This is a genomic window from Pseudomonas sp. 50_B, from assembly GCF_017491625.1.
Classification (GTDB): domain Bacteria; phylum Pseudomonadota; class Gammaproteobacteria; order Pseudomonadales; family Pseudomonadaceae; genus Aquipseudomonas; species Aquipseudomonas danubii.
In genome coordinates this window covers 181,773-207,271 of record NZ_JAFGYX010000010.1, presented here as the reverse complement: position 1 = coordinate 207,271, position 25,499 = coordinate 181,773, and the positions used below count along the sequence as shown (strand labels likewise).

Sequence of the window (25,499 nt, the reverse complement as noted above, 5' to 3'; positions counted from 1 at the left end):
TGGTTTCAGCTTTTTTCCGTGCGGCCCTCAACTGTCCCTCGAGGCTCTGTCCAGACGTGTGGTGTGGACGCTGTGGACGGCGTTGACGGATATCAAATGTCAATAAAATGACTTGGATGTCACCTGTTTTATTGCGTGATCTTCTACAGTTTGAGGATTAATCTGAGTGTCCGGAATGCTGGAGTGAAATCGGCATTTATTTGACGCGCGCATTCAGCTTCTTAGAGGGATGGGTATGAAGAACGGATTTTTCAGCTCTCGGCGGCTGTCACCCGCGCAGGTGCTTTTCCGGCCCGGCGGGCGATCGGAGTGGATGAGAGCAGCCCTATGAAGTGGCGCCGAACCTTTCAGGCAAGGATTGTCGGGGTGCTGGCGCTGTTGCTGTTGGTGCTGATTGGCGCGGTGTACTTTGCGGTGAAGACCGCTACTACTCACGCAGTGGAGAAGCAGGCGCAGTTGCAATTGAAGATCGGCACTCGCGTGTTCGAACGCCTGCTGGACCTGCGGGGCCGCAACCTGCAATACGGTATCGACTGGCTGGTGGTGGATTCGGAGTTTCACCGCGCTGTGGTCAGCGGCAAGCCGGTGGACATCCTCGCGTCCCTGGCGCAGTACCGTGGGGGCATCCGTTCCAGCGAGATGTTCGTGCTCAGTCCCGAGGGACGGGTAATCGCCAGTACGCTGGCGGACATTGCCAGGGGGCAGCCGTTTCCCTATGACCGGGCGTTGCGCCGAGCGCAGCGGCACGACACTCACATGCTGTTCGTTGCGATCAACGGCCGCCCCTATCTGTTGGTGCAAGGTGAAGTGCTGGATTCGCTGCCCGTTGCCCGGGTGGTGATGGGCTTTCCCATGGATGAGTTGTTCGCCCGGGAACTGCGTTCCATGAGCAACCTGGAAGTCTCATTCCTGACCGTTGATGGCGAGCACCCCGGAGAGTTGTTCAGCACCCAGCCTGAGTTCTTCTGGTCGCCGATCATCAATGCCCTGCGTGACTCGTTGTGGCAGTCCCTGCCACAGATGAGCCAAACCCATGGCCAACGCTTTCTCAACCAGGCACTGCAACTGGCCAATACCGGGGATGCCCAGGATCCGCGGGTCATGGTCTTGTTGCAGAGCCCCCTGGAACAGGCACTGCAAGCCTTTGCGCCACTGGACCGGGAGTTCCTGTGGATCGCCATGGTGGCGCTGGTGATTTCCCTGGTCTTCGCCCTGCTGATGGCTCGGCGGGTTTCGCGGCCCCTGGAAGACCTGGCCCAGGCTGCCCGACGTATCGGTGCCGGCAACTATCAGGCCACGGTGGCCATCAAGCGCAGCGACGAGTTCGGTGTGCTGGCGGATGCCTTCAACGCCATGCAGAGCGCCATCGCCACCCGTGAGCGGCAACTGGCCCACAACGCCCTGCATGATCCCCTGACCGGGCTGCCCAATCGGGCCCTGGCCATCGAGCGCCTGAGCCAGGCCATCGCTGCCCGGCGCAACGTGGTGTTGCTGTACCTGGGGATCGACAACTATCGGGCGATCAACGAAGGCTTTGGCAATGAAGGGCTGGAGCAGATGATGGGGGAACTGAGCCGGCGGCTGCGTGATGTGCTGTCCCAGGGCGATACCGCGGCGCGGATCACCGCCAGCGAGTTCCTCCTGCTGCTGGAAAACACCGAGCTCGATGGCGCCATTGCCATGGCCGACCGCCTCCATGACCTGTTGAGCCGACCCCAGCTGATTCAGGGGGATGAGGTACGGCGCCAGATCTGCATGGGCATGGCGGTGTATCCCGCCGACGGCAAGTCCGCCGAAGAACTGATCAGCCGTGCCGCGATCGCCCGCCACGATGCAGCGCTCAACCCCGGTTACCTGCAGGTCTACCAGCAAGACCGCGACCTGGCTCATCAGCGCCAGATCAGCCTGATCCGTGACCTGCGTCGCGCCGCCGCCGATGGCGAGCTGTTCCTGCTGTATCAGCCCAAGCTGGATCTGCGCCGGGATTACCTGCATCAGGCCGAAGCCTTGCTGCGCTGGCGGCATCCGGTATTTGGCGTGGTGTCGCCGGCGGAGTTCATTCCCCTGGCCGAGCGCACCGGCAGCATGCACAGCCTGACCTCCTGGGTCATCGAGGCTTGTATTCGCCAGTTGGCGGAGTGGAACCGCCGGGCTTTGCCGGTGCGCCTGTCGCTGAACATCTCTGCCAGCGACCTGGAGGACGACGGCCTGGAAGTCCGGGTCAGCCAGTGCCTGGAGCGCTATCAGGTGGCTGCTGAGCAACTGGTGTTCGAGATCACCGAGAGCGCCATCATGCGCCATCCGGAGCAGGCCCTGGCGGTGCTGCAGCGCTTGCGTGGCTGCGGCATCAGTCTGTCGGTGGATGATTTTGGTACCGGCTATTCATCCCTGGCCCAGTTGCAGCGTCTACCGGTGCAGGAGCTGAAGATCGACCAGTCCTTTATCCGCAATCTGGATGAAACCAGCGGTGACGCGGTGATCGTGCGCTCAACCATCGAAATGAGTCACAAGCTGGGGCTCAAGGTGGTGGCCGAAGGGGTGGAGTTCGAGCATTGCCTGAAACTGCTGGAAAGCTGGGGCTGCGATACGGTCCAGGGTTACCTGATCAGCCGGCCGTTGCCCGCCGAGGCCTTCGAGCATTGGATGTTGAAGTCTCGGGTCTCCAGCTGAAGGCTGGATGGCCGGCGGGGAGCCGGCATCCAGGGTTGAGGCTTTCAGAGGGTGGCCGACTCGGCCTTGGTCAGCAGGCTGTGCAGCTCCGGCTCGATACCTTCTTCACTGAGGTTGTCCATGATTTCCAGGATACAGGGCGCATAGCGCTGCTCGATGGCGGCTTGCGCCCAGTCCAGCTCATAGACCGCCATGACCCGCACATCCAGGTAAGGCGAGTCTGCCAGCAGGCGTTTCAACAAGGCGATGGCCGGTGCCGTTCGCAACTCGCCCAGGGAGACAGCGCAGCGGTGCTGCCAGTACTCGGGCTGGGACAGCAGTGTCTCGCCGAGCCGTTGCCATTGCGCCGGGGTAAAGGCGTGAAGCACGCCCTTGGCCACCTGTTCGGTGGTGTATTCGTTCCAGTTGGTGGCTTCCGAGTCACCGAACCAGTGGTGCAACCGATCAAATAGTTCATCACGTTCATCCGTATTCATGATGTTTTTCTCCTGCGTGGGGCGGCTGCGCGAGCACGCTGTTCCTGGCGTGCCGCCCAATGCCATGGCGTTTATACAGGCGTGCCAGGACCGATGCTGCCTCATTTGCGCCAAGCTTCCCAGTGTTAAAGGTGCAACCGGGGCAAACAGCCGGTGCAGCGCCGGAGACGACTCTCTGGCATTGGTGCGCGAGCCTGTCCCGGGTTACCAGGCCCCGGCGAACTTCACCGCAGCCGCTGCCCGTGAGGGCACTTTCAGGGTGTGCAGCAGGGATGAGACGTGGATGCGTACGGTGAACGGCGAGATATCCAGCTCCCGGGCGATTTCCTTGTTGGTCTTGCCCTGGGCGATCAGGCGCAGCACTTCTTGCTGGCGGGTGGTTAGCTGGCTGATCTCGGCACCGGCATCCAGGGGCAGCAGCAAGCCGGAAGGTGCGTACTTGACCACCACTTCGCCCTGGCGAATGGCCTGGATTGCCTGGCCGATCTCCTCCGGGCTGATGCTCTTGCCGATAAAGCCGTCGGCACCAGCGGCCATGACTTCGCCGATCAGGTCCTGATTGTCCACCATCGATACCACGATGAGCGAGGTTCGGGGCAGCTGTCGGCGCAGGTCGGCAATCAGGCTGACCGAGGTCAATCCGGGGAAACGCAGGTCCAGAATCAGCGAGTCCGGCTCCTCGCCGGTCAGGGCCAGGGCCAGTACCGCCGCCAGGTCGCCAGCCTCTTCGAGCAGGGCGTCGGGCAGCAGGCGCTGGAGGGTGCGCAGCATGCCCTCGCGGAATAGCGGGTGGTCGTCGGCGACGATAATCCGGCATGTCATGTCGTGAAACTCCTTGAAACATCCAGTCCTGCGCGCATGCTAACTTGACGCGCGGCGTTGTAACTGGCCGCTGGTCGTGTTCGATACGCGGTATTGCCGAGCGGCAAAAGACCACGGCAACACAGATTGCACAAGGAGGTGATTGCATGAACGTTGAGAAGGACAGCGAACTCGACCAGGCCACCCTGCGGATTATCGTGGCCGGTTGCGCCCTGGTCTGGTTTACCGTGATCGGTTTTCTCCCGGGGCAGCAGGTCGACCCTTATGTGCCGGTGATGATCTACATTGCCCTGTTCATGCTGGGTTCGATCCTGCTGCGCGTGGCCATCGCCCGCTGGCCCGGGCATTACCCGGCGCGGCGCATCCTGGGCATGGTCTACGACTACACCGGCACCTGTTACGGCCTGGTGGTAGGCGGCGAGGGGGCGCTACCGATTTATGCGGTGATGGTCTGGGTGAACCTGGGCAATGGCATGCGTTTCGGCTCGCGCTACCTGGCCATTGCCACCGTGCTGGCGCTGTTTGCGCTGTTCATGGTCTATCTGCTGACCCCGTATTGGCAGGCCCAGCCCTACATGGTGCTGATGCTGATGATCACCAGCACGGTGATTCCGGTGTACGCCCACATCCTGCTCAAGCGCACCCGCCTGGCGTCCGAAGAGGCGATTGCCGCCAACCTGGAAAAATCCCGCTTCCTGGCCCAGGCCAGCCACGACCTGCGCCAGCCGATCCACTCCATCGGCCTGTTCACTGCTTGCCTGCGCGAGGCCAACCTGGGGGGCGAAGAGCGGCGGCTGGTGGACAACATCGACCGTTCGCTGCTCAACGTGTCGCAGTTGTTCCGTTCGATCCTCGACCTTTACACCCTGGACAACGGACGCGTGCAGCCCAAGTACGAAACCGTGCACCTGGGGGAGTTGCTGCGGGATCTGGTGCGCCAGAACGCCGAAGCGGCGCGCTGGGCGAGGGTCGAACTGCGCTTGCGCCCCTGCAGTTACTGGGTGCGGGTTGATCCGGGGCTGTTGGCGACCATGGTGCAGAACGTGCTGTCCAACTGCTTCAAGTACGCCGCAGAACGGCCGGTGCTGATCGGTGTGCGCCGGCGAGGTGCGGGCCTGGCCATTGTCATTTATGACCAGGGCCGGGGGATTGCCGAGGAGCATCTGCCGAAGATCTTCGAGGAGTTCTATCGGGTTCGCCAAGTACGGGACAAGGACGTCGAGGGCGTCGGCCTGGGCCTGTCCATCGTCAAGCGCCTGGGGCAGTTGACCGACCTGCAGGTGACGATCCGTTCGCGGGTCGATCACGGTACTACCGTCAGCCTGCATGGCTTGGTATTGGCCGCGCCGCAGCGTTTGCACAGCCGTGACGAAGCGGTGCAGAACGGCTTGCTGACCGGGTTACGAGTCTGTCTGGTGGAAGATGACCGTAACGTCCTGCTGGCCACCTCGGCGTTGCTGGAACGCTGGGGCTGCGTGGTCCAGGCCGAATCGAGCGGGGAGGATCTGCGGACCGACTGCGACATCATCGTCGCCGACTACGACCTGGGCACCCGCGCCTCGGGCATCGAGTGCATCGACAGCATCCGCCAGCAGCGGGGCTGGGAAGTGCCGGCGCTGATCATCACCGGGCACGACATCGAGAAAATCCACGCGGCCCTGCACGACCGCAACATCGCCATCCTCTCTAAGCCGGTGCGCCCGGTGGAACTGCGGGGCACCTTGCGCGCCCTGCGCGAGACGCCGCTGGCGTCGGCCCGCAGCGCTTCGGCGACAGAGGTGGTTACCAGGTCCGGCACGGGATAAGCAGGGGGTAGTTGGTCATGGTCAGCTTCTTGTTCTCGCCACTGGCGAGTTCGACGAAGTCATCCAGCATCCCTGAGTACGAAGAGATCGAACTGCGCTCGGTGTAGTAGTGGGTGGTCACCGGCCCGTAGTTGGTGTTGCTCTGGCCGGTGCCCACGTACTCATTCCAGCGGCTGGTGCCGTACACCATGTCTTGGCCCTGGACGAAGTAGCGGCCCGGTTGCAGCCCCGTGAACTGGAAGATGCCGTTGCCGTTGGTCCGGGTCACCCGGTGCACGGCCACGGCCTCGGGGGCCATGCTCACCGGCGCGCCCTCGGGCTGGGACCTGCGCAAGTCATGCCAGGCCTGCAAGTGCGGGGTGACCGGGTAGAGATAGATCTCCACATTGCCGCTGTTCTCGATACCGTCGTTGCCGACGATGCAGAACTTGCCGGTGAGCGTTGCGTTGCCGGGTTGCAGGGCGGCGCGCGCGGCCTGGGTATCGAAGGGGACGGTGGGGTACTGCACGGTGTGGATCTTGACCGGCGGGTATTCGGCGAGGGTTCGTCCCTGGCGCGGCGCGCAGGCACTCAAGGCACAGGCGAGCAGGACTGTGCCTGCCACCATGAATAAGCGGGAGTTCATGGGTTCAGAACCTTTGCAGAGGTTGCAGTGTTCGCGCGACACAGCCCTGCCATGGCGCAGAGGCCGGTGGTCGCCGCGAACCTGGGTAGTCAGGGACTGCCGGCTTACTGCTTGGTGCACTGGGCGGGGAGCGCTACTGCGCCGCCCATGGTGGCGAAGGCGACCATGCCGCCGCTGGGCAATACGCAGTCATATTCGCCGTTGCTGGTGCTGGCAGTGAAGTAGGTCTGGGACGCGTCGCTGCGTACGTTCGAAACCGTGCTCACGGGCTTGCCGAGGGTGGTCTGGGCGCGGTTCTTGAGGTCGTCGTTGCTCGGTTTGGCGATGGCGCAACCGCCCAGGGCGAGGGCCAGGACGCTGAGCAGGGTGAGAGGACGGACGCTGGAATGGAGTTTCATGATGAATCTTCCTTGGTGTTGTTGTGTTTTCAACGGCGCAGCCGCTCCCGACACCGCAGAACGGCAGTGTTGGGGGAGAGCGGGTGGTTGCTCGGCACTATAGCCCCGGCCTGGGGGAGGGTCGATTAGCACAAATGGGCTAATGTCGCTTTGCAATTACGGGGCGCAGGGGGCGGTTATCGGGGCGGCTTGATTGGCCCGGCGGGGCGCGCCGGGCCCGGATCAGGGGTCAGGTGAGCAGTTGTTCCTGCAGGCGCCGGCCCAGCACATCGAGCAGGTCGCAGCCGTCGCGCAGGGGGATGACGCACAGCTGGGCGAAGTCCTGGAGCAGGGCCGGGTTGCTCTGCAGGTTGTCGTGACTGGCGATGTTTTCCAGCAACTGGGTGGCCGCGCGGATGCGGTGGGCGGCGGCCTCGTGGAGCGCGTCCAGCGGGGCGTGGGTGTCCACCAGCAGGGCGGGGATGTTGTAGTCGTTGCTGGTCAATGGCATGTGACGAGAGCTGGGCTCCGTCGCAGATGTATCAGGTTTGTTGGGTTTGACCTTTTTCATTTGATCGAGCTCCGGGTAGGCATGAGAGCTGCCAACGGCCTTCCTACGGGCTTGGGTGGCAGCCGCGCGCGGGGTAGGAATACCGAATACCCTTGGACTCGGCCACGCCGAAGCGTGCCCGCGCACGGCCGCCGCGGCTGATCTTACGGATGCGACAGATGCTCCGCAATCAGACGGGCGCTTATGCGCCAAGGGTTCTCGAAGGGTTCCTACGCCCTGTCACTGAATTTGCAATGACCCCCAGACCTTAAGGGCATCGTCTTGGAGGGACAAGGTGATGCAAGTGGACGCGAGTTGTAGGAATTTTCGGTGATCGCGGCTGAGGGGAGGGGGGGAGTTTTTGGTCTTGATCGGTGGGGAAGCAGTCGTAAAACCTGGATCTTTTTGTGTACATATCCGTTGCTGCGGTCATGGCGGCTGGCTCGGCATCCTTGCCGAGCTGCCCCCTACGCAACGCCTACGCTCGGCCGGCTGGGAAGGGGCCTAAAGATCAAGATCAAAAGCCAAAGCCAAGGTGCGCAGGCCGGCTCTTTGTAGCCGCTGCCGAAGGCTGCGAAACCAGGCGACGCGATATGTCAGGAATATCGGGGAGGCAGGTTTCGCAGCCTTCGGCTATGCCAAGAGCAACGTCGCCCTGTGAAGGAGAAATGAAACAAGGCCGGCCGGCAGGCCGCCGTCTTGCTCTTGCTGTGGCTTTTGATCTTGATCTGTTAGCCCCGTTAACCACGATGGCCGAACGCAGGCATTGAGCCGTGGGTAACCCGGCCATGGATGGCCGGTGGCGGCGGCCCACGGATCAATGCCGGAGTTCGGGCATGCTTCGCTATGCGAGGCACCGAGTGGAGGGGCAGAGCGTTTTGCTTACTTTTGTCTGGGCCGGCATTCCGGATTTTCAAAAGTGAGTCGCTGTAAGAGCGAAACCATAAGCCGCCACACCCGCAGCACCGGATATGTACCCCTACCCCCACTGTAAAAGCGCAACCACAAATGGCCCCCCCGTATCACCGGATATACATACCATCCCCCTCTACCCAGAGCACAAAAAAAGGCGGCTACCCGTAGGTAGCCGCCTTTTTCATCCCTGTCGGTAACGCTTATTCCGCCAGTTTGTAGGCAATGATGTAGTCGCCCATCTTGGTGCCCAGGGAGCCGTGGCCGCCCACGACCACCAGGACGTACTGCTGGCCGTCCTTGCCGGTGTAGCTCATCGGCGTGGCCTGGCCGCCCGCTGGCAGGCGGGATTTCCACAGTTCCTTGCCGTTTTTCACGTCATAGGCGCGGATGTACTGGTCCAGGGTGCCGCTGAGGAAGCCCACGCCACCGCCGGTGACCATGGAGCCGCCCATGCTCGGCACGCCGATTGGCAGGCCGATCGGGATCGGCGAACTGTCGCGGCTGGTGCCGTTCTTGTGCTTCCACACCACTTTGTTGGTGGTCAGGTCGATACCGGCCACGTAGCCCCAGGCCGGCGCTTGGCAAGGTACGCCGAGCGGCGACATGAACGGGTGCATGATCACCGCGTAAGGCGCGCCGGTGTTGGGTTGCACGCCCGAGGTTTCGCTTTCGCGCTTGCTGTCGGCGGCGACTTCGGCACGCGGCACCAGCTTGGAAACGAAGGCCATGTAGTTCGGGCTGGTGAACAGCAACTGGCGCACCGGGTCCAGCGACACGCTGCCCCAGTTGAACACGCCGACGTTGCCCGGGTAGATCAGGCTGCCCTGCACCGACGGCGGGGTGTACTGACCTTCATAGCGCAGTTCCTTGAACTGGATGCGGCACAGCATCTGGTCGAACGGCGTGGCGCCCCACATGGCTTTTTCGTCCAGTGGCGGCGGCAGCAGGTTCAGGTCCGAACGGGCCTGGGTCGGGGCGGTGTGGTCGCCTTCGACTGCGCCGGTCGGGGCCGGTACTTCACGGATCGGTACGATCGGGGTGCCGTCGCGACGGTCCAGTACGTACAGGCTGCCTTGCTTGGTCGGCTGGATCAGCGCCGGCTTGACGCCGTCCGCGGTCTTCATGTCGAGCAGGGTTGGCTGGCTGCCCACGTCCATGTCCCACAGGTCGTGGTGGGTGAACTGGTAGTTCCAGCGCAGCTTGCCGGTGTCGATGTCCAGGGCCACGGTGCCGGCGCTGAATTTCTCGGCGCCTGCGGTGCGGTTGCCGCCCCACTGGTCAGGCATCTGGTTGCCCAGTGGCAGGTAGACCATGCCCAGTTTCTCGTCGACGCTGGCCAGGGACCACATGTTCGGCGAGTTGCGGGTGTAGGTCTGGCCCTCCGGCAGGGGAGCGGTTTCGTCGGGGTTGCCCGAATCCCAGTTCCACACCAGGTGACCGTCGTGCGCGTCGAAGGCGCGAATCACGCCGGACGGTTCATTGGTCGATTCGTTGTCGGTGACGTGACCGCCGATGATCACCAGGTTGCGGGTGATGGCGGCCGGCGAGGTGGAGTAGTAGCCACCCGGAGTGAACGGGCCGATGCCGGCCTTGAGGTCCACGGCGCCCTTGTTGCCGAAGTCTTCACAGACCTTGCCGGTGTCGGCGTTGATGGCGATCAGGCGCGCATCGGCAGTGGGCAGGAACAGGCGGCGCGGGCAGCTGGCGGCGATGGCCTGGCCCGCAGGGGACAGGGTGGCCGGCTGGCTGATGGCGTCGGCGTTCTTGAAGTTGGCTTCGTCGTAGTACGACACGCCACGGCAGGTCATGTGCGCCCAGCCACGGAAGTCGTCGCCGTTGGGGCCCTGGATCTGCGGGTCGAAGCGCCAGATTTCCTTGCCGGTATCCGGGTCCAGGGCCAGCACCTGGCTGTGGGCGGTGCAGGCATAGAGCTTGCCGTTGACCTTCAGCGGGGTGTTCTGGTTGGTGATTTCCACCGGGTCCTTGGCGGTCGGCATGTCGCCGGTGCGGATGCGCCAGGCCTCCTGCAGCTTGCCGATGTTGGCCGGGGTGATCTGCTTCAGCGGCGAGTAGCGGTCGCCGAACTCGGTGCGGCCGTAGGCCTGCCAGTCGCCTTCAGGCATGGCCGGCGCGGTGCTGGTCATGTCGGTGCTGTCGCGGCCCAGGTCACCGGAGATTTCCCCAGGCTGGGTGAACTGGCTGCCGATGGCGGCGCCACCGGCCAGGACCACAGCCACGCTCAAGGCCGCAGTGCCCATGGGCGCAGGGCCATCGCGCAGCAGCGGACGACGGAACCAGGGTAGCAGCAGGACCACGCCCAGGGCGAACCACAGGGACAGGCGTGGCACCAGTTGCCACCAGTCCAGGCCGATTTCCCACAGCGACCAGAGGGTACTGGCGAACAGTACCAGGGCATAAAGGCCCAGCGCGGCGCGTTTACCGGCCAGCAGCAGGAGGCCGGTCAGCGTCAGGCCGATACCGGCCATGACGTAGTACAGCGAGCCGCCGAGCATGCTCAGCTTGATCCCCCCGGCCAGCAAGGCCAGGCCCATTAGCAGCAGCAAGACTCCGAGCAGGCTTGGCAGCCGGCGGCTCGGACTTGAAGCACCCTCAGTGCTCATAGTGTGGTTCTCCGTGACGTTAAGAGTGTTCCCGCGCTTGTTCACTGTAGATGACGATCAGGCGCGGGCTTGGTTCAGCTGAAAACTGTGAATGGCGTCGTTTCTGCCTCGCGGCTTTAGAACGAACTCTGGATCTTGATCCCGCCGATCAGCGCGTCGTCCACCTGGCTGACGCCACCGGGATGACGGATGTATTGCAGGTTGGGGCGCACGGTCAGCCAGTTGGCCAAGTGCACGCCGTAGTACAGCTCGGCGCTGTATTCGGTGTCCTGGGGCGGCAGGTAGCCGGGGTTGTCGTAGGCGTAGATCGCGCGGGCCTGGTTGCGGGCCTGGGCGTTCTTGCGGTACGCCGGGTTGACGTGGACTCGGGCCAGGGCAAAGCCGATGTCGTCCTTGGCGCGGGCATCGAACAGGCCCTTGTAGACCAGGCCGGCCTGGACGTAGTTGTCGATGGCGTTGGTCTTCTTGTCGTGGGCGGTGACGTTGGCGAACAGGCTCAGGCCGCGGGAGTGGTCGCTGGCCACGCTGGTGACTTGCTGTTGCGCGCCGAACCACAGGCCGTGCTTGCTTGAGCTACTGCGGTAGGCTTCGCCGCTCAGGGCCGCGCTCTGGCCGTTGCTGTCCTTGTACAGGTCGCTGGCCTTGGCGCTGCTGTAGTAGTAGCCGGCGCGGTACTCACCAGCCAGACCGTTGAGTTTCGGTGTCCACACCAACTCCACCGGCAGCAGGGTGCCCTGGGTGCCGCTGCCGCTGAGCTTGAAGCCGTTGTCGCGGTCCAGGTTCGATGGGTTCTGTTCATAGACGCCGATCTGCGCGTAGACCTCTGGAGTCAGGTGGTATTTGACCCGCAGCGCCCACTGGCTGACCGGCCAGTTGTACCAGACGCTGCCAGCCCAGTTGCCCACCTGGGAACCGCAGAACGCCAGGTTCTGGAAGTCGCAGGGGAAGCTGTTGAAATCTTCGCCCTGGCCGAAGCGGCCGGCCTTGATGTCGAGCTTCTGGTCGAAGAATTTCTGCTGGTACCACATCTGCGTCAGGCGCCAGGTCTGGCCGCGGCCCCAGACTTCCTGGGCCGAGGTGAAGCCGCCGACCCGTGGATCGTTGATCCGGTCGTTGCTGATGTTGTCGCCGTCGCGCTTGGTCACGGTCAGTTGGAACTCGGCGTCATCCCAGCCAAGGATCTTCTGCAGGTCCAGGTGGCTGCCGAAGGCGAACTGGTCGCTGTAGCGCGCGGTGCGGTCATGGTCGTAGCCGCCATGCAGGTTGGCGCCCATTTCGCCGACGTAGTCGACCTTGAAGTCGTAGCCCTTGTTCGCCAGTTCCGTGCGGGTGCCGTTCCAGTCGCCGAGCATCCAGGGCGAGTCACTGTCGAAGGCCGGGGCGGCCTGGGCGCAGGCGGCAAACCCCAGGGCGCCGAGCAGGCTCAGGGTCTTGGGCAGGGCAACGGGAGTCAGGACAGCGCTGTCTTTTAGGCGCTGAAAAGTAGGCATAGGCATTCGAGTCAGGTCTTTTTCTAGGAATAGGCAGAAGCAAGGGCGCGGCACGTGGCATCGATACGGGTTGATCGAGGACGGCAGGCCACTGATTTCAAAGGGAAAGATGAAACGGTTCAGCTTTATTAGGGGGCTAAGGATAAAGCGCCGTCTCATCAAGAGAAAGCGCTTTTATTGACATGAACCGTTTCGGATTCGGTAACAGTTACCGGGCCCGGGCAGGTTCAGCGCGGGGCGGTGGCCCCGGCGAGGGATTGTTTCTGCCGGGTGTAGCTCAGGGCGAAGTGCGCCACCAGGCCGAAGATCAACCCCCAGAACGCGGCGGCCAGGCCGAGAAAACTCATGCCCGAGGCGGTGACCAGGAAGGTGATCAGCGCGGCTTCACGCTGTTTCTCATCGGCCATGGCGCCGCTGAGCCCGGCGCTGATGGCGCCGAACAGGGCGAGGCCGGCCAGGGCCGCGATCAGCTCCTTGGGCAGGGCGGCGAACACCGAGGCCAGGGTCGCGCCGAAAATCCCCATGAGGATGTAGAACAGGCCGCAGGCGATCCCGGCGATGTAGCGTTTGTCCTTGTCTTCGTGGGCTTCGCGACCGGTGCAGATGGCGGCGGTGATGGCGGCAAGGTTGATGCCGTGGGAGCCGAAGGGCGCTAGCAGCGCCGAGGTGATGGCGGTCCAGGACACGATAGAGCGCGCCGGGGTGGTGTAGCCGGCGCTGCGCATCACCGCCATGCCCGGCACGTATTGCCCGGTGAGGGTCACCAGGGCCAGGGGCAGGCCGATGTTGATGATGGCGTGCCAGTTCCACTCGGGGGCGGTGAAGATCGGTTTGGCCAGCGCCAGGGTGATGGAGCCGCCATTGAAATTGCCGAGGCCGGCGGCCACGGCGCAGCCCACCAGCAGCACTGCCAGGATCGCGTAGCGTGGCGAGAAGCGTTTGCCCAGCAGATAGGCCGCGATCATCGCCAGCACCAGGGCCGGTTGCACGGTGACCGAAGTGAACAGCTCGGCGCCGAAGCGGAACAGGATGCCCGCCAGCATGGCCGCGGCAATGGCTTTGGGCAGGCGGCTCATGAGTTTGTCGAAGGCCCCGGACAGCCCGACCACGGCAATGATCAGCGAGGCGACTATATAGGCACCGATGGCCTGGGGCAGCGACACCGTGGGCAGCATCGATACCAGCAGCGCCGCGCCGGGGGTTGACCAGGCGGTGATCACCGGCACCTTCAGGCGCCAGCTCAGCAGCAGGCCGGTGAGGCCGCTGCCGATGGAGATGGCCCAGATCCAGGACGACACCTGGTCACTGGGCAAGTGGGCTTCGCGGGCGGCCTGGAACACGATGATCAAGGGGCCGGCGTAGGAAATGATCACGGCGATCAGGCCGGCGATCACGGCGGAGAGGGACAGGTCCTTGCTGAGACTGTGCATGGCATCTCGACTGGGCATGGAGTGGAAGAAGGATTGAGTCGATTGGGTTGGTGCTGGCTGAGTGTATTTCAATGAATTGAATCGATTCAATTGTTTCTCTAGAAAGATTTCTTTGAGAAGTCCTTTGTTTTTATATAAGTGACTGATTTAAAACTATTTATATTGATCATGAATAAGGCTTTCGAGTCGCCTGCAGTTTTTTCATTTGTCTTTTCATCGAATCAATAGCTCGATTGAGTCGATGTTAAAGGCGATTGCAGGCCTGTGATATGCTCCGGCCCACTTCAATGCAGCCGATGGTGATCAGCCTCCATGTGGGTTCCCCAGTTAAGCGAGTTCAATCAGCCGGTCTACCTGTCCATTGCCGACGCCTTGGCGCGGGACATCAGCAGCGGCCTGTTGAACGACGGTGACCGCTTGCCGACCTTGCGCGAGCTGGCGGTGACCCTCAATGTCACCCCCGGCACCATCAGCCGCGCCTACAGCGAAGCTCAGCGGCGCGGGCTGGTGCAGGGCGAAGTCGGGCGCGGCACTTATGTGCTGGCGCAGCCGCCGCTGGTGTTGCCGGAAGGTTCCAGTGCACCGTCGCTGTCCCTGGGGCAGTCCGAAGCCCTGGATCTGTCGATCATCAAGCCTTACAGCGAAACCCTGGAGTACTGGTTGCGCGGCGCGTTGGTGGGCATGGCCCGCAGCAGCGATTTCGGTCGTGCCCTGGACTACGCCCCCGACGGTGGTCATCCGGCCCATCGTGAAGCCGGTGCCCAGTGGCTGCGCCATTCCCTGCCCGAAGCCCATTGGCAACAGGTGGTGATGACTGCCGGTGCCCAGCACGGCTTGATGGTGGCCATCAGCGCCTTGAGCAATGCCGGCGATCTGCTGCTCTGCGAATCCTTGACCTACCCGGGCATCATCTCCGTGGCCCACGGCCTGGAGCGGCGCCTGCGGGGCGTGGCAATGGACGAGCAGGGGATGATTCCCGAGGCCTTGCGCGAGCAGTGCCTGCGGGAAAAACCGGCGCTGCTGGTGTGCGTCGCCAGTTGCCAGAACCCCACCACGGCGATCATGTCACCCCAGCGCCGGGCGCAGATTGCAGCGATTGCCGAAGAGTTCGACTTTTTGATCATCGACGACGATATCTACGGCTTTCTCGCCACCGATCCGTCGATCAAACCGCTTTCCAGCTATGCGCCGCAGCGTTCGGTGTACCTCACCAGCCTGTCCAAGGCGATCATGCCGGCGTTGCGCGTGGGCTATCTCTACAGCCCGCCCAAGTTGCTGTCGCGCCTGAGCTCAATGGTCCGCAGCAGCGTGTGGATGCCCTCGCCCCTGACCGCGCAATTGGCCAGCAACGTGATTGTCGAGGGATTGGACCGCAAGCTGGTGCAGACTCAGCGCAACGAAGCGGCGGCGCGTCAGGCGATTGCCCGGGAAGTGTTTGCCGGCCTGGAGATCGAGACTCAGCCCCACAGCTATCACCTGTGGCTGACCTTGCCAGAGCCCTGGACTGGCGATGAGTTCGCCACCCTGGCCCGAGCCAATGGCGTGCTGGTGATGAGCGGCAGCCAGTTCCAGGTGGAACGCGGTGCCAGATCCCGTTGTGTGCGGGTGGTGCTGATGTCGCCGACGACCCAGGACGAGTTGCGTTTTGCCCTGACTCAGTTGGCCAGCTTGATCGAGGCTGATCCGCGACGTTACCGCTGAGGCCGCTTCGCCGGCACCTGCCTCTTGTAGGTGCCGGCATGCTGGCGAACGGGGCCTTAGAAGGTGGTACGCAACCCCACTTCCACACTGCGCCCGGCGGCCGGGGCGATATCCCGCAGAATCGAGCTGGCGTAGCGCACGGTCTGGTTGGTCAGGTTCTCGCCCTTGACGAAGGCCAGCCACTGGCTACGGCCAATATCGAAGCGATAACCGGCACTGGCGCCAAAGGTGGTGTAGCCATCGGTGCTGCTTTCGTGGTCCGGCACTCGGCCCTGGCCGGCGGCATGCTGCACATCCAGGCGCGCCTGCCAGCGATCCAGTTCCCAGAGCAGGCCGCTGTTCAGGCGCAGCGGGGCAATGCGCGGCAGGTACTGGCCATTGTCGAGGTTCTTGGCCCGGGTGTAGTCGCCGGACAGATCCAGAGCGAACTTGCCGTAGGCGCTTTCTCCCAGGCTCCAGCGATCCTGGGCTTCGATCCCAGTGAAGCGTGCTCGTACTCCGCTGTAGGCGTATTCCGGAATTGCGCCTGCCTCTTCTTCGCCTTCATCGTTCAGGGTGCGCCCCGTGCCCAGCAGGCCGATGTAGTTGGAGAAGTGGCTGTAGAACACCCCGACGCTGCCTTTGTGGGTGCCGTTGTCAAAGCGCAGGGCCAGGTCGCTGGACACGGCCTTTTCCTTGGACAGCTTGGCGTTGCCCAGCTCATAGGTGCCGGTGGCGACGTGGGCGCCGTTGGCATACAGCTCATAGAAGGTCGGGGCGCGTTCGGTGTAGCCCAGGGTCGCGGCCAGGGACCACACCGGTGTCAGGGTATAGACCGCGCCGGAGGACAGGCTGCCGGCAGTGAAGCTGCTGGACTTGTCGGCCTGGGCAAAACGCTCGTTGCCTTTGCCGTCCGGGTCCACGGTGGTGTGTTCCAGGCGCCCGCCGAGGCTGAGTTTCAGGCGCTCGGTGGCTTGCAGTTCTTCAAGAATGAACAGGGCGCCGCTGTTGGTATCGGTCTTCGGTACGAAGGCTTCTTCACCCAGGGCGGAAAACTCGTTGCGATTGACCTGGGCGCCGACCACGCCTTCCAGCGGGCCGATGGGCAGGTGCCGAGCCTCGACCCGCGCCTCGTAACCCTTGTTCTTGAAGGTGGTGCCGGTTTCACCGCCTTCGATCTCCCGGTGCTCATAGTCGGTGTAGCCGGCGTTGAACTTGAGCGAGCTGAACGGGCCTTGCAGGTTGCGCAGCTCCGAGGCAAAGGCGTAATGATCCTGCTTCATGCGGATACGCACGTCGTCTTCGGCGGGTGAGCCGTAGTTGGCGTCGTAGTTGCTGTAGGACAGGCCGGCATAACCGTCGTCCCAGGTGTAGGAACCGCCGATGGCGCCGCCGTCCTGGCGTCCGTCGCTGTTGCCCAGGCGGCCTTTCTTGCCGTCGCCATCTTCGCTCGCTGGCGCGTGGCGGCTGCGGGCGTAGCCGGGAATCTTCAGGTCATTGAACTGCCGGGAGTTGGCGTCCAGGTGCAGAGCGAAGGTGCCGTCGCCGGCTTCCAGTTTTCCGGCGCTGCTGCGGGTGGTGTCGGCGCCGCCGTAGCGCAGTTCACCGGCCCCGTGAATACCCTCGATGGCTTCGGTGGGAATGCGGTTGTCGAAGCTGTTGATGACCCCGCCAATGGCGTTGCCGCCGTACAGCAAGGCTGCCGGGCCACGAACGATTTCGATGCGTTCAACGTTGACCGGGTCCAGAGGCACGGCGTGGTCGTAGGACAGCGACGAGGCATCCAGGGCGCCGACGCCATTTTGCAGGATGCGGATGCGGTCACCGTCCAGGCCACGAATCACCGGGCGGCTGGCACCGGGACCGAAGTAGGACGAAGACACACCCGGCTGCTTGTTCAGGGTTTCACCGAGGCTGCCTTTCTGTTGCAGGGTCAGTTGATCGCCTTCCAGCACGGTGGTGGGGGCGGCCAGCTCAGTGCTGCCCAGAGGATTGGCGGTGATGACTTGCTGGGGCAAATCCAGGGCCTGGGCCTGGGAGGCAATCAGCAAGGCGGCGGACAGCGGCGACAGGCGCCACAGTAAAGAGCGGGAAGGGCGAGGGACTGAAAGGGACATCGGTCATTCCTTGGCAAGCGTTGCGCAGCGCGCTTTGAGTCAGAAAACAGGCAGGACACGGGGGTGCCCAGGATGCGGGTGAGTTGTTATTGATTGATACAATATAACATCTCTTTTGTCGCGAAAAGCCAGGAACTTTTTGCTTCTCATGCTCAATCGCCGTGGTTGTCTACGGCGGCTACAGTTAAAACAGCGCTCTGGCGCGGGCGCATGGCCTCGGCTAAGGTGCGCGGCTTTCCCTATTTTCTTCCCGCAAAGGCCTGGCATGACCGACACCCACACCGACCCGCTGCATGGCGTAACCCTGGAACAGATCCTCAAGGCGCTGGTGGAACACTACGAATGGTCGGGGTTGGCCGAGCGCATCGATATCCGTTGCTTCAAAAGTGACCCGAGCATCAAGTCGAGCCTGACCTTCCTGCGCAAGACACCCTGGGCACGGGAAAAGGTCGAGAAGCTCTACGTGAAGTTGCAGCGCACCAAGCGTCCGCTCTGAGGAATTCCATGGCCGGTGTATCGCTGCAGGGGCTGCTCAGCCGACGCGGGCTGATCGCCATTGCCGCAGTGCTGGGTTGGCTGGGGCTGACGGTTCAGCTGTACCTGATTCTGTTGTTGCGCTGGGAGGCCGGGGCCAGCCTGCTGGGTGGGCTGGTGAACTTCTTCAGCTTCTTCACCGTACTCAGCAATACCTTGGTGGCCAGTGTGCTGACCTGTGCCCTGAATCTGCGGATTTCCCGGGGGCAGGCGTTCATGCTGCGTCCGGCGGTCAGTGGCGCGGTAGCGGCGAGCATTGTCCTGGTGGGGTTGGCGTACAGCCTGCTGTTGCGTCATCTGTGGCATCCCCAGGGCTGGCAATGGCTGGCGGATGAGTTGCTGCACGACGTGATGCCGGTGCTGTTCCTGATCTACTGGTGGTGCTGTGTGCCCAAGGGGGGGGTGCGGCTGTGGCACGTCGGCTTATGGATGCTTTATCCGATACTGTATTTCGCCTATCTGCTCTTGCGCGGGAATGTGCTGGGGCTGTACCCCTATCCTTTTATCGCTGTGGACAAGCTCGGCTATCCCCAAGTGCTGCTCAATGCCCTGGGCATATTGGCGGGATTCGTCCTGGTGTCGTTGTTGTTGCTGGGCCTGGATCGCTGGCTGGGCAAGCGCCCGGCGCAACCCCGGTAGGCCCCGGCTTGCCAGCGAGGGGGGCCTTGAGACCGCTTTCGCTGGCAAGCCAGTTCCTACAAGGGAAATGCATTCCCGGCCACTCCGTAGGAGCCGGCTTGCCAGCGAAGGGGGCGTTGAGATCGCCTTCGCTGGCGTGCCAGTTCCTACCGTGAGGCGGGCCTATTGTTCTTCGCTGCCGTCCAGGCGCCAGTAACCGGCAGCCTTGACGAATTCGTCGTTGAGCCGGTGCTCATCCAGCAGCACTCGACGAACCTGGCGCGAGACCTTGCTCTCGGTGGCCACCCAGGCATACAGCTTGCCTTGCGGGACCTGCAACTGACGCACAGTGCTGATCAGGTCCTGCGCGCCGCCATCACGCTCCACCCAGATCACCTCGACCTCGGCGGCGCTATGCAGTGCCTGGCGCTCCGCTCGATCCTGAACCTCGATCACCGCCAATACCCGGCGTCCGGCCGGCAGTTCTTCCAGGCGTCGGGCTATGGCGGGCAGGGCCGTTTCATCGCCGATCAACAAGTAGCTGTCGAAGATGTCCGGCACGATCATCGACCCCCGCGGGCCGCCGATGTGCAGGTACTGCCCCGGCTTGGCCTGCTCGGCCCAGGTCGAAGCGGGGCCGTCGCCATGGAGCACGAAGTCAATGTCCAGTTCGCCCTGTTCCAGGTCGTAGCGGCGCGGGGTGTAGTCGCGCATGGCGGGCATCGGTCCGCTGTCCTTGCCTGGGCCCAGCACCAGGGTTTCCAGGGCGGCTTGCTGTTCGGCGTTCTGCGGGAACAGCAGCTTTACATGATCGTCGCTGCCCAGGCTGATGAAGCCGGCCAGCTCCGGCCCGCCGAGGGTGATGCGGCGCATGCGCGGGGTCAGGTCGACGACGCGCAAGACTTCCAGGCGCCGGCGCTTGATCTCGTGCATGACCCGGTGAATGGATGGCTCTGGGGTTGCAGTCATTCGGATTTCTCCTGGGCAGTGTGGCTGACAGGACCATCGACAATGGCCTTGGCGGTGTTGTTCAGCAGGTCACGCACCCGAAGGATTTCTTCCGGGCTCCAGCGCCCATGGTGCATTTGCAGGGCGTGGCGCAGGTTGTGCACCGCCTCATGGATTTCTGCAGGGCGGTCGTGGCCGCGCAGGGAGCGCTTGCTGACCTCGATGCGCATGTGCACACCGTCCAGGGCAATGGCCTGCTCCTGAAGGGAAAGACGACCGGCGTCGGTGACGCTGTAGCGCTTTTTTCCGCCTTCGGCGTCGCCCTGGATCATTTCGCTTTCTTCCAGAAAGGTCAGGGTCGGGTAGATCACTCCGGGGCTCGGGCTGTAGGCGCCGTCGAACATGCCTTCGATCTGGCGGATCAGGTCGTAGCCGTGGCAGGGCTGCTCGGCGATCAACGCCAGCAGCAGCAACTTCAAGTCGCCGGGGGCAAACACCCGGGGGCCGCGGCCGCCGCGTTCACGAGCGGGGCGGCGCTCGAAACTGTCGTGGCCGTCACCCTGTTCGCGGTGGTGAGAGGGCTCTCTCATTTTCTCTTTCTCCTGTTCGGTTCAGATATAACTTAAGATATATCTTAACGATTGCGCAAGCACTTCTACGCCATCCAAAGCTGCCGTTGGTCTGAGATGGAAAATCACAATGGGCGGGCGCTCCACGCCATGGAGTGGCGTGGAGCGGCTAGTAACCGGAGGGATTCAGCGTTGCGCGAGGCTGCCCAGGCACTGGGTGCTGCTGCCAGGCTGCAGGTAGGGCATGAGAATCGGCGCCATGCCCTTGAGCACCTGCACCGGCAAGGCCGAGGTGAACTTGAAGCCCTGGGCCGAAGCCCCTGGCACGTAGGCTGTGAGGGTGCCGAAGTGGTGATCGCCGATGTAGAACACGAAGGTTGCGGTGCGGTTGATGGACTTGGAGCTCAGCACCCGGCCGCCGGCACCAGTGGCCTCGATGCGGTTGTCGCCAGTACCGGTCTTGCCGCCCATGGCCAGTGGCGTGCCGTCCGCCAGTTTGAAACTGCCGGACACCCGTTTCGCGGTACCGGCATCCACCACCTGTGACAGGGCCCCGCGCAGCGCCGTGGCGACCTCCGAAGGCATCACGCGCTTGCCCTTGCCAGGGTCGTTGCTCAGGCGGGTTTCGTAAGGCGTGCCGGCGGCAAAGTGCAGGCTGTCGATACGCAGGGACGGCAGGCGCACGCCGTCGTTGAGGATGGTGCCCACCAGTTCGGCGAGCGCCGCCGGACGATCGCCGGAGCTGCCGATGGCGGTGGCCAGGGAGGGCACCAGGTGGTCGAACGGGTAACCGACGCTCTGCCAGCGCTGGTGAATATCCAGGAACGCCTCGACTTCCAGCATGGTGCGGATGCGACTGTCCCGGGCGCTGCGATGGCGACTCTTGAACAGCCAGCTGTAGACCTCCTGGCGTTCGAATTCACTGGCCTTGACGATCTGGCTGAAGGTCGCGTCGGGGTTGTTCATCAGGTAGCCCAGCAGCCACAGGTCCAGGGGATGGACCTTGGCGATGTAGCCCTGGTCCGGCAGGTCATAGGCTCCCGGGCCATAGCCGGCATAGAGCTTGTCCAGGCGCTCGTCGGTGAGTTTCTCGGCGGTCTTGGCGTTTTTCATATGGGCCCGGACAAAGCGATTGAAACTGTCCTGGCTGGCGTCCGGCAGCAGGTAGCGGTGCACGGCAGCCAGGCGGATCGCCGTGGGGTGCATGCCGTCGAGAAAGGTGTCCAGGCGTGCCTGGGTGTCCTTGTTGCGGTACTTCTTCCAGAACCGCAGCAGGAACGAGGTGCCTTCGTGGTCGGCGAAGCGTGCCAGGTATTCCTGGCGTCGCGGGTTGGCGTCGTCCTTGAGCAACTCGGCACTGCTGCTGTCGCCGCCGTAGGTGCTGTAGCGCACCAGGTCACGCATCAGGCGAATGAACGGCAGGTTGATGGATTCGCGCAGGGCATCGCGCAGGGTCGGGCTGCGGCCGTTGTCCTCTTTGCGGAAGTTGTTGAAGTGATGCAACCCGCCGCCGGTGAAGAAGGCTTCGCCGGGGCTGGCGGAGTAGGTGCGGTCCAGGGCCGCGTCGAGCATCTTCGGCAAGCTGCGGTCGCTATTCTGCATCAGGTAGTCGAGGGCCCAGCGGCTCAGTCGGTCCTGGTCGTTGACCACAAATTTCTTCAGCTCGGCCGGGGTTTTCCCAGCGTGCTTGTCGTGCAACTCGGCAATGATCTGCAGGTAGGTGGTCAGCACCCGCAGCTTGGCGGTGGAGCCCAATTCCAGCTTGCTGCCTTCGTTGATGTCGAAAGGCTGGTCGGTGCTGTCGGTCTGCACCCGCACCCGCGAGCCGTCGGGGGTGAGTTCGAACAGGGTGAAGCTGTAGCGCACCTGCGTGGTGCTGGTGGGGGTCAGCAGGCGCTCGCCGAGCACACCGATCTGCGCGGCGAAAGCCGGGTCGGCGAGGTGCTTGAGGTACTCGGTGGCCTGGCGCTGCAGGTCGCTCTGCAAGGTGCTGGTGGCCGACAGGTCAAGGCGGTCCAGGTCGTACAAGGGGCGGTTGAGCAGCGCTGCCAAACGGCGGCGGGCCACGCTGATGCCCTTGTTGGTTTCGATCGGCTGGATCGTCGGCTGCTGCTGCCAGTCGCGGTAGCTGACCTTGCTGGCCAGGGCCGCGGCGGTCAGGGCGGGATCGATGACATTGTTCTGCGCCAGCAGGCGGATATGGCTGTCGGTGAGGTCCGCCAGCTCGGCGTGCCTCTTGACCAGATAATAGGAAGGGCGGCGTTGCGCGATCATCAGCGACAGCACCTGGCGCAGGGCCAGGCCGCGCTGGGCCAGGCTCCTGGCATCGGTGGCGTTGCTGGACAGGGCCTGGTTGACCTGATCGAAATCGGCGCCGTACCAGACCCGCAGGCCCTCGGCCATGCCATGTACCTCGCCGTGCCCCGGAACTGCCGACAGCGGCACGCTGTTGAGGTAATCGCGGACGATCCGGCGCCGGGCCTCCAGGGTTTGCGGGCCATCCTGATAGGCGCGCACGCTGGCGGAAATCATCTGGCGGATCTTTTCGCCGCCGGACACCGTCAAGCCATCGGGGGAGTGGCGGTATTTTTCCAGCTGGGTGGCCAGGGTGCTGCCGCCGGCGGTCTGCCCGGGCAGGTGCAGAAGCTTGGCCACCTGGGACCAGGCGGCCTTGGCGAAGCGCGGCCAGTCCACCGCCGGGTTGGCCTGGGCCAGCTTGGGGTCCAGCAGATCGCGGTTCTCGATGAACAGCAGGCTGTGCACCATCAGGGGCGGAATATGGTTGAAGCTGGCATACAGCTGTTGTGGGTAATTGAATTGATACAGGGGCGCGGCGCGGCAATCGGTGATGGACAGGCCGGCCTGGATTTTCTCGGTATAGGGCACGAAAAAACCGTTTTTGCTGTAGTCCATCAATGCCGGGGAAAACCGTGTCTGAGCGTCGATCAGGTAGCCGCGCTTGAGCAGACGCGGCAGGAACTCGCCCAGGGCGCTATAGCCCAGACGCCGGTCGAAGGGGCCGGCGCCGGGATAGAGTATGGCGTCGCTGGGGCCTGGTTGCAGGGAATAGCTCAAGTCTTGAGCCAGCTTGCTGAACTCCCGCGCCTGGAGCTTGGAGGTACGCATTTCCCGGCTGGCGGCGACACCCAGGGCGATCAGCGTGATCAGCAGTAGCAGCCAGAACAGGCGCCAGGCATAACGGCGGGACCTGGGTTTTTTGGGTAAAGGCGCTTCGTCCTCGCTGTGGTTTGGCACTGCGTTTTTACGCGAATCGGTCTGCCACAGAGCGCCCATAGTCGATTGATCCATTCACGCAGATTGATCGGACTTGTCTGAAGCTTAGTCGGTGGTAGCCGCGGCAGAAGAAATTGTGAAAGCAATGGGTCCTGGAACCGGGCCGCGGCCCCGGGGCTGATCAGGAACCGGTGGGAAAGGGCTGTGATAGAGCCTTCTTCCAGGTAAATACGCCCTAGGTAGGGGCATGACGATGCACCAGGGCTGTGCAATACTCCGGGCCCTTTCCGAGTGAGGTTTAAGGGCAAAAAGCAGGTAATGCTTCTCCGCGAAAGCGGTATTTGCCGAGATTTCTCTCTGAATTTAGCTACTTATAGAGTGAAAAGCCCTGTCGGGAGCTTTTTATACTGCGCACCCCGCTGATCTGGCAGGTCTTGTCCTACAGACGCGCCGCCCCACAAGGCCGGTACGGTTGAGCAAGCTGCGGCTATCCGCCACGGCTTCGCAGACTCGGTGGTTCATATCCAATAACAAAATGAGGTTGTATCTCTATGTCAGTTGGCAACCAACTGCCCCACGGCGAGACCGCTCAGGGCGGCCCGCTGAAACGCGAACTGGGCGAACGGCATATTCGCTTGATGGCCCTGGGCGCCTGTATCGGCGTCGGCCTGTTCCTGGGCTCGGCCAAGGCCATCGAAATGGCCGGTCCGGCCATCATGCTGTCCTACATCATCGGCGGCCTGGCGATCCTGGTGATCATGCGCGCTCTCGGCGAGATGGCGGTGCACAACCCGGTCGCCGGTTCCTTCAGCCGTTACGCACAAGACTACCTGGGTCCATTGGCGGGTTTTCTCACCGGCTGGAACTACTGGTTCCTGTGGCTGGTGACCTGTGTCGCGGAGATCACGGCGGTGGCGGTGTACATGGGCATCTGGTTCCCCGATGTGCCGCGCTGGATCTGGGCCCTGGCGGCCCTGGTGAGCATGGGTTCGATCAACCTGATCGCGGTCAAGGCCTTCGGTGAGTTCGAGTTCTGGTTCGCCCTGATCAAGATCGTCACCATCATCGCCATGGTGATCGGCGGCGTTGGCATCATTGCCTTCGGCTTCGGCAACGACGGCGTGGCCCTGGGGATCTCCAACCTGTGGACCCACGGCGGCTTCATGCCCAATGGCGTGACCGGCGTGCTGATGTCGCTGCAGATGGTGATGTTCGCCTACCTGGGCGTAGAGATGATCGGCCTCACCGCCGGTGAAGCGCGCAACCCGCAGAAGACCATTCCCAATGCCATCGGCTCGGTGTTCTGGCGCATCCTGCTGTTCTACGTGGGCGCGCTGTTCGTGATCCTGTCGATCTACCCGTGGAACGAGATCGGCACCCAGGGCAGCCCGTTCGTGATGACCTTCGAGCGTCTGGGCATCAAGACCGCCGCCGGCATCATCAACTTCGTGGTGATCACTGCTGCACTGTCCTCCTGCAATGGCGGCATCTTCAGCACCGGGCGCATGCTCTACAGCCTGGCGCAGAACGGCCAGGCCCCGGCCGGCTTCGCCAAGACCTCGAACAACGGTGTGCCGCGTCGCGCGCTGCTGCTGTCGATCTTCGCCCTGCTGCTGGGCGTACTGATGAACTATCTGGTGCCGGAGAAAGTGTTCGTCTGGGTGACCTCGATCGCCACCTTCGGGGCGATCTGGACCTGGGTGATGATCCTGCTGGCCCAGCTCAAGTTCCGCAAGGGCCTGAGCCCGAGCGAACGGGCTGCGCTGAAATACCGCATGTGGCTGTACCCGGTCAGTTCCTACTTCGCCCTGGCGTTCCTGGTACTGGTGGTGGGGCTGATGGCCTACTTCCCGGACACTCGCGTGGCGTTGTATGTCGGCCCGGCGTTCCTGGTGCTGCTGACGGTGCTGTTCTACCTGTTCAAGCTGCAACCGACCAATGTCCAGCAAGGGGCGGTGCGTTCGGCGTCGTGATCCCTCGCTCGGCAAGCTCTTGCCTTGAGCATCCCGGGCCAACTG

The 25,499-nt window shown here is 63.2% G+C and carries 18 protein-coding genes; 6 read left to right on the top strand and 12 right to left on the bottom strand.

Annotated elements, in window-relative coordinates:
* Positions 1-327: 327 nt before the first annotated feature.
* Positions 328-2,670 carry an EAL domain-containing protein gene (locus tag J5M73_RS16480; RefSeq protein ID WP_102860429.1) on the top strand — a complete coding sequence of 781 codons (2,343 nt, stop codon included), beginning with the start codon at positions 328-330 and terminating at the stop codon, positions 2,668-2,670.
* Between the two features lie 44 nt (positions 2,671-2,714).
* On the opposite strand, the gene J5M73_RS16475 is transcribed toward J5M73_RS16480, so the two are convergent.
* A complete protein-coding gene (locus J5M73_RS16475) occupies positions 2,715-3,146 on the bottom strand; it encodes a hypothetical protein (protein WP_102860430.1) in 432 nt (143 codons plus the stop codon).
* Between the two features lie 204 nt (positions 3,147-3,350).
* Positions 3,351-3,968 (bottom strand): response regulator transcription factor, encoded by a 618-nt coding sequence (locus J5M73_RS16470; protein WP_102860431.1) that lies wholly within the window; start codon positions 3,966-3,968, stop codon positions 3,351-3,353.
* Between the two features lie 146 nt (positions 3,969-4,114).
* Between J5M73_RS16470 and J5M73_RS16465 the strand changes: the two genes are divergently transcribed.
* Complete coding sequence (locus tag J5M73_RS16465) at positions 4,115-5,773, top strand: hybrid sensor histidine kinase/response regulator (protein WP_102860432.1); 1,659 nt, start codon at positions 4,115-4,117, stop codon at positions 5,771-5,773.
* Here J5M73_RS16465 and J5M73_RS16460 read toward each other — a convergent pair.
* The 6 genes from J5M73_RS16460 to J5M73_RS16435 all read right to left on the bottom strand — a co-directional run bounded on the left by J5M73_RS16460 (position 5,751) and on the right by J5M73_RS16435 (position 13,781).
* Complete coding sequence (locus J5M73_RS16460) at positions 5,751-6,398, bottom strand: carboxypeptidase-like regulatory domain-containing protein (RefSeq protein ID WP_102860433.1); 648 nt, start codon at positions 6,396-6,398, stop codon at positions 5,751-5,753. The genes J5M73_RS16465 and J5M73_RS16460 overlap by 23 nt on opposite strands.
* Positions 6,399-6,502: 104 nt before the next feature.
* A complete protein-coding gene (locus J5M73_RS16455; protein WP_102860434.1) occupies positions 6,503-6,796 on the bottom strand; it encodes a hypothetical protein in 294 nt (97 codons plus the stop codon).
* 229 nt (positions 6,797-7,025) lie between these two features.
* Positions 7,026-7,346, bottom strand: coding sequence for a hypothetical protein (locus tag J5M73_RS16450; RefSeq protein ID WP_102860435.1), 321 nt, complete (start codon positions 7,344-7,346; stop codon positions 7,026-7,028).
* Between the two features lie 1,094 nt (positions 7,347-8,440).
* Positions 8,441-10,861 (bottom strand): glucose/quinate/shikimate family membrane-bound PQQ-dependent dehydrogenase, encoded by a 2,421-nt coding sequence (locus tag J5M73_RS16445; RefSeq protein ID WP_102860437.1) that lies wholly within the window; start codon positions 10,859-10,861, stop codon positions 8,441-8,443.
* Between the two features lie 116 nt (positions 10,862-10,977).
* A complete protein-coding gene (locus tag J5M73_RS16440) occupies positions 10,978-12,351 on the bottom strand; it encodes a carbohydrate porin (protein ID WP_207815878.1) in 1,374 nt (457 codons plus the stop codon).
* Between the two features lie 227 nt (positions 12,352-12,578).
* Complete coding sequence (locus tag J5M73_RS16435; RefSeq protein ID WP_102860439.1) at positions 12,579-13,781, bottom strand: benzoate/H(+) symporter BenE family transporter; 1,203 nt, start codon at positions 13,779-13,781, stop codon at positions 12,579-12,581.
* A 312-nt stretch (positions 13,782-14,093) separates the two neighbouring features.
* On the opposite strand from J5M73_RS16435, the gene J5M73_RS16430 reads away from it, so the two are divergent.
* Positions 14,094-15,482 (top strand): PLP-dependent aminotransferase family protein, encoded by a 1,389-nt coding sequence (locus tag J5M73_RS16430; RefSeq protein WP_102860440.1) that lies wholly within the window; start codon positions 14,094-14,096, stop codon positions 15,480-15,482.
* A gap of 56 nt (positions 15,483-15,538) precedes the next feature.
* Here the strand turns inward: J5M73_RS16430 and J5M73_RS16425 are convergent, their stop codons facing one another.
* Entirely contained in the window at positions 15,539-17,578 is a 2,040-nt protein-coding gene (locus J5M73_RS16425; protein WP_102860441.1) for a TonB-dependent receptor, read from the bottom strand.
* A gap of 265 nt (positions 17,579-17,843) precedes the next feature.
* Here J5M73_RS16425 and J5M73_RS16420 point away from each other — a divergent pair, with 265 nt between their 5' ends.
* Positions 17,844-18,074 (top strand): VF530 family protein, encoded by a 231-nt coding sequence (locus J5M73_RS16420; protein ID WP_019093117.1) that lies wholly within the window; start codon positions 17,844-17,846, stop codon positions 18,072-18,074.
* A gap of 8 nt (positions 18,075-18,082) precedes the next feature.
* Complete coding sequence (locus J5M73_RS16415; protein WP_102860442.1) at positions 18,083-18,751, top strand: Pr6Pr family membrane protein; 669 nt, start codon at positions 18,083-18,085, stop codon at positions 18,749-18,751.
* A gap of 162 nt (positions 18,752-18,913) precedes the next feature.
* Here J5M73_RS16415 and J5M73_RS16410 read toward each other — a convergent pair whose 3' ends face one another.
* The 3 genes from J5M73_RS16410 to J5M73_RS16400 form a co-directional block, all read right to left on the bottom strand.
* Positions 18,914-19,699, bottom strand: coding sequence for a siderophore-interacting protein (locus tag J5M73_RS16410; protein ID WP_102860443.1), 786 nt, complete (start codon positions 19,697-19,699; stop codon positions 18,914-18,916).
* On the bottom strand, positions 19,696-20,268 hold the full coding sequence (locus tag J5M73_RS16405; protein ID WP_102860444.1) for a PadR family transcriptional regulator: 573 nt from the start codon (positions 20,266-20,268) through the stop codon (positions 19,696-19,698). Before J5M73_RS16405 ends, J5M73_RS16410 begins: the two co-directional genes overlap by 4 nt.
* Positions 20,269-20,433: 165 nt before the next feature.
* On the bottom strand, positions 20,434-23,541 hold the full coding sequence (locus tag J5M73_RS16400) for a transglycosylase domain-containing protein (protein ID WP_102860445.1): 3,108 nt from the start codon (positions 23,539-23,541) through the stop codon (positions 20,434-20,436).
* Positions 23,542-24,032: 491 nt separating this feature from the next.
* On the opposite strand from J5M73_RS16400, the gene J5M73_RS16395 reads away from it, so the two are divergent.
* Complete coding sequence (locus J5M73_RS16395; protein WP_102860446.1) at positions 24,033-25,454, top strand: amino acid permease; 1,422 nt, start codon at positions 24,033-24,035, stop codon at positions 25,452-25,454.
* The last annotated feature ends 45 nt before the right edge of the window (positions 25,455-25,499 follow it).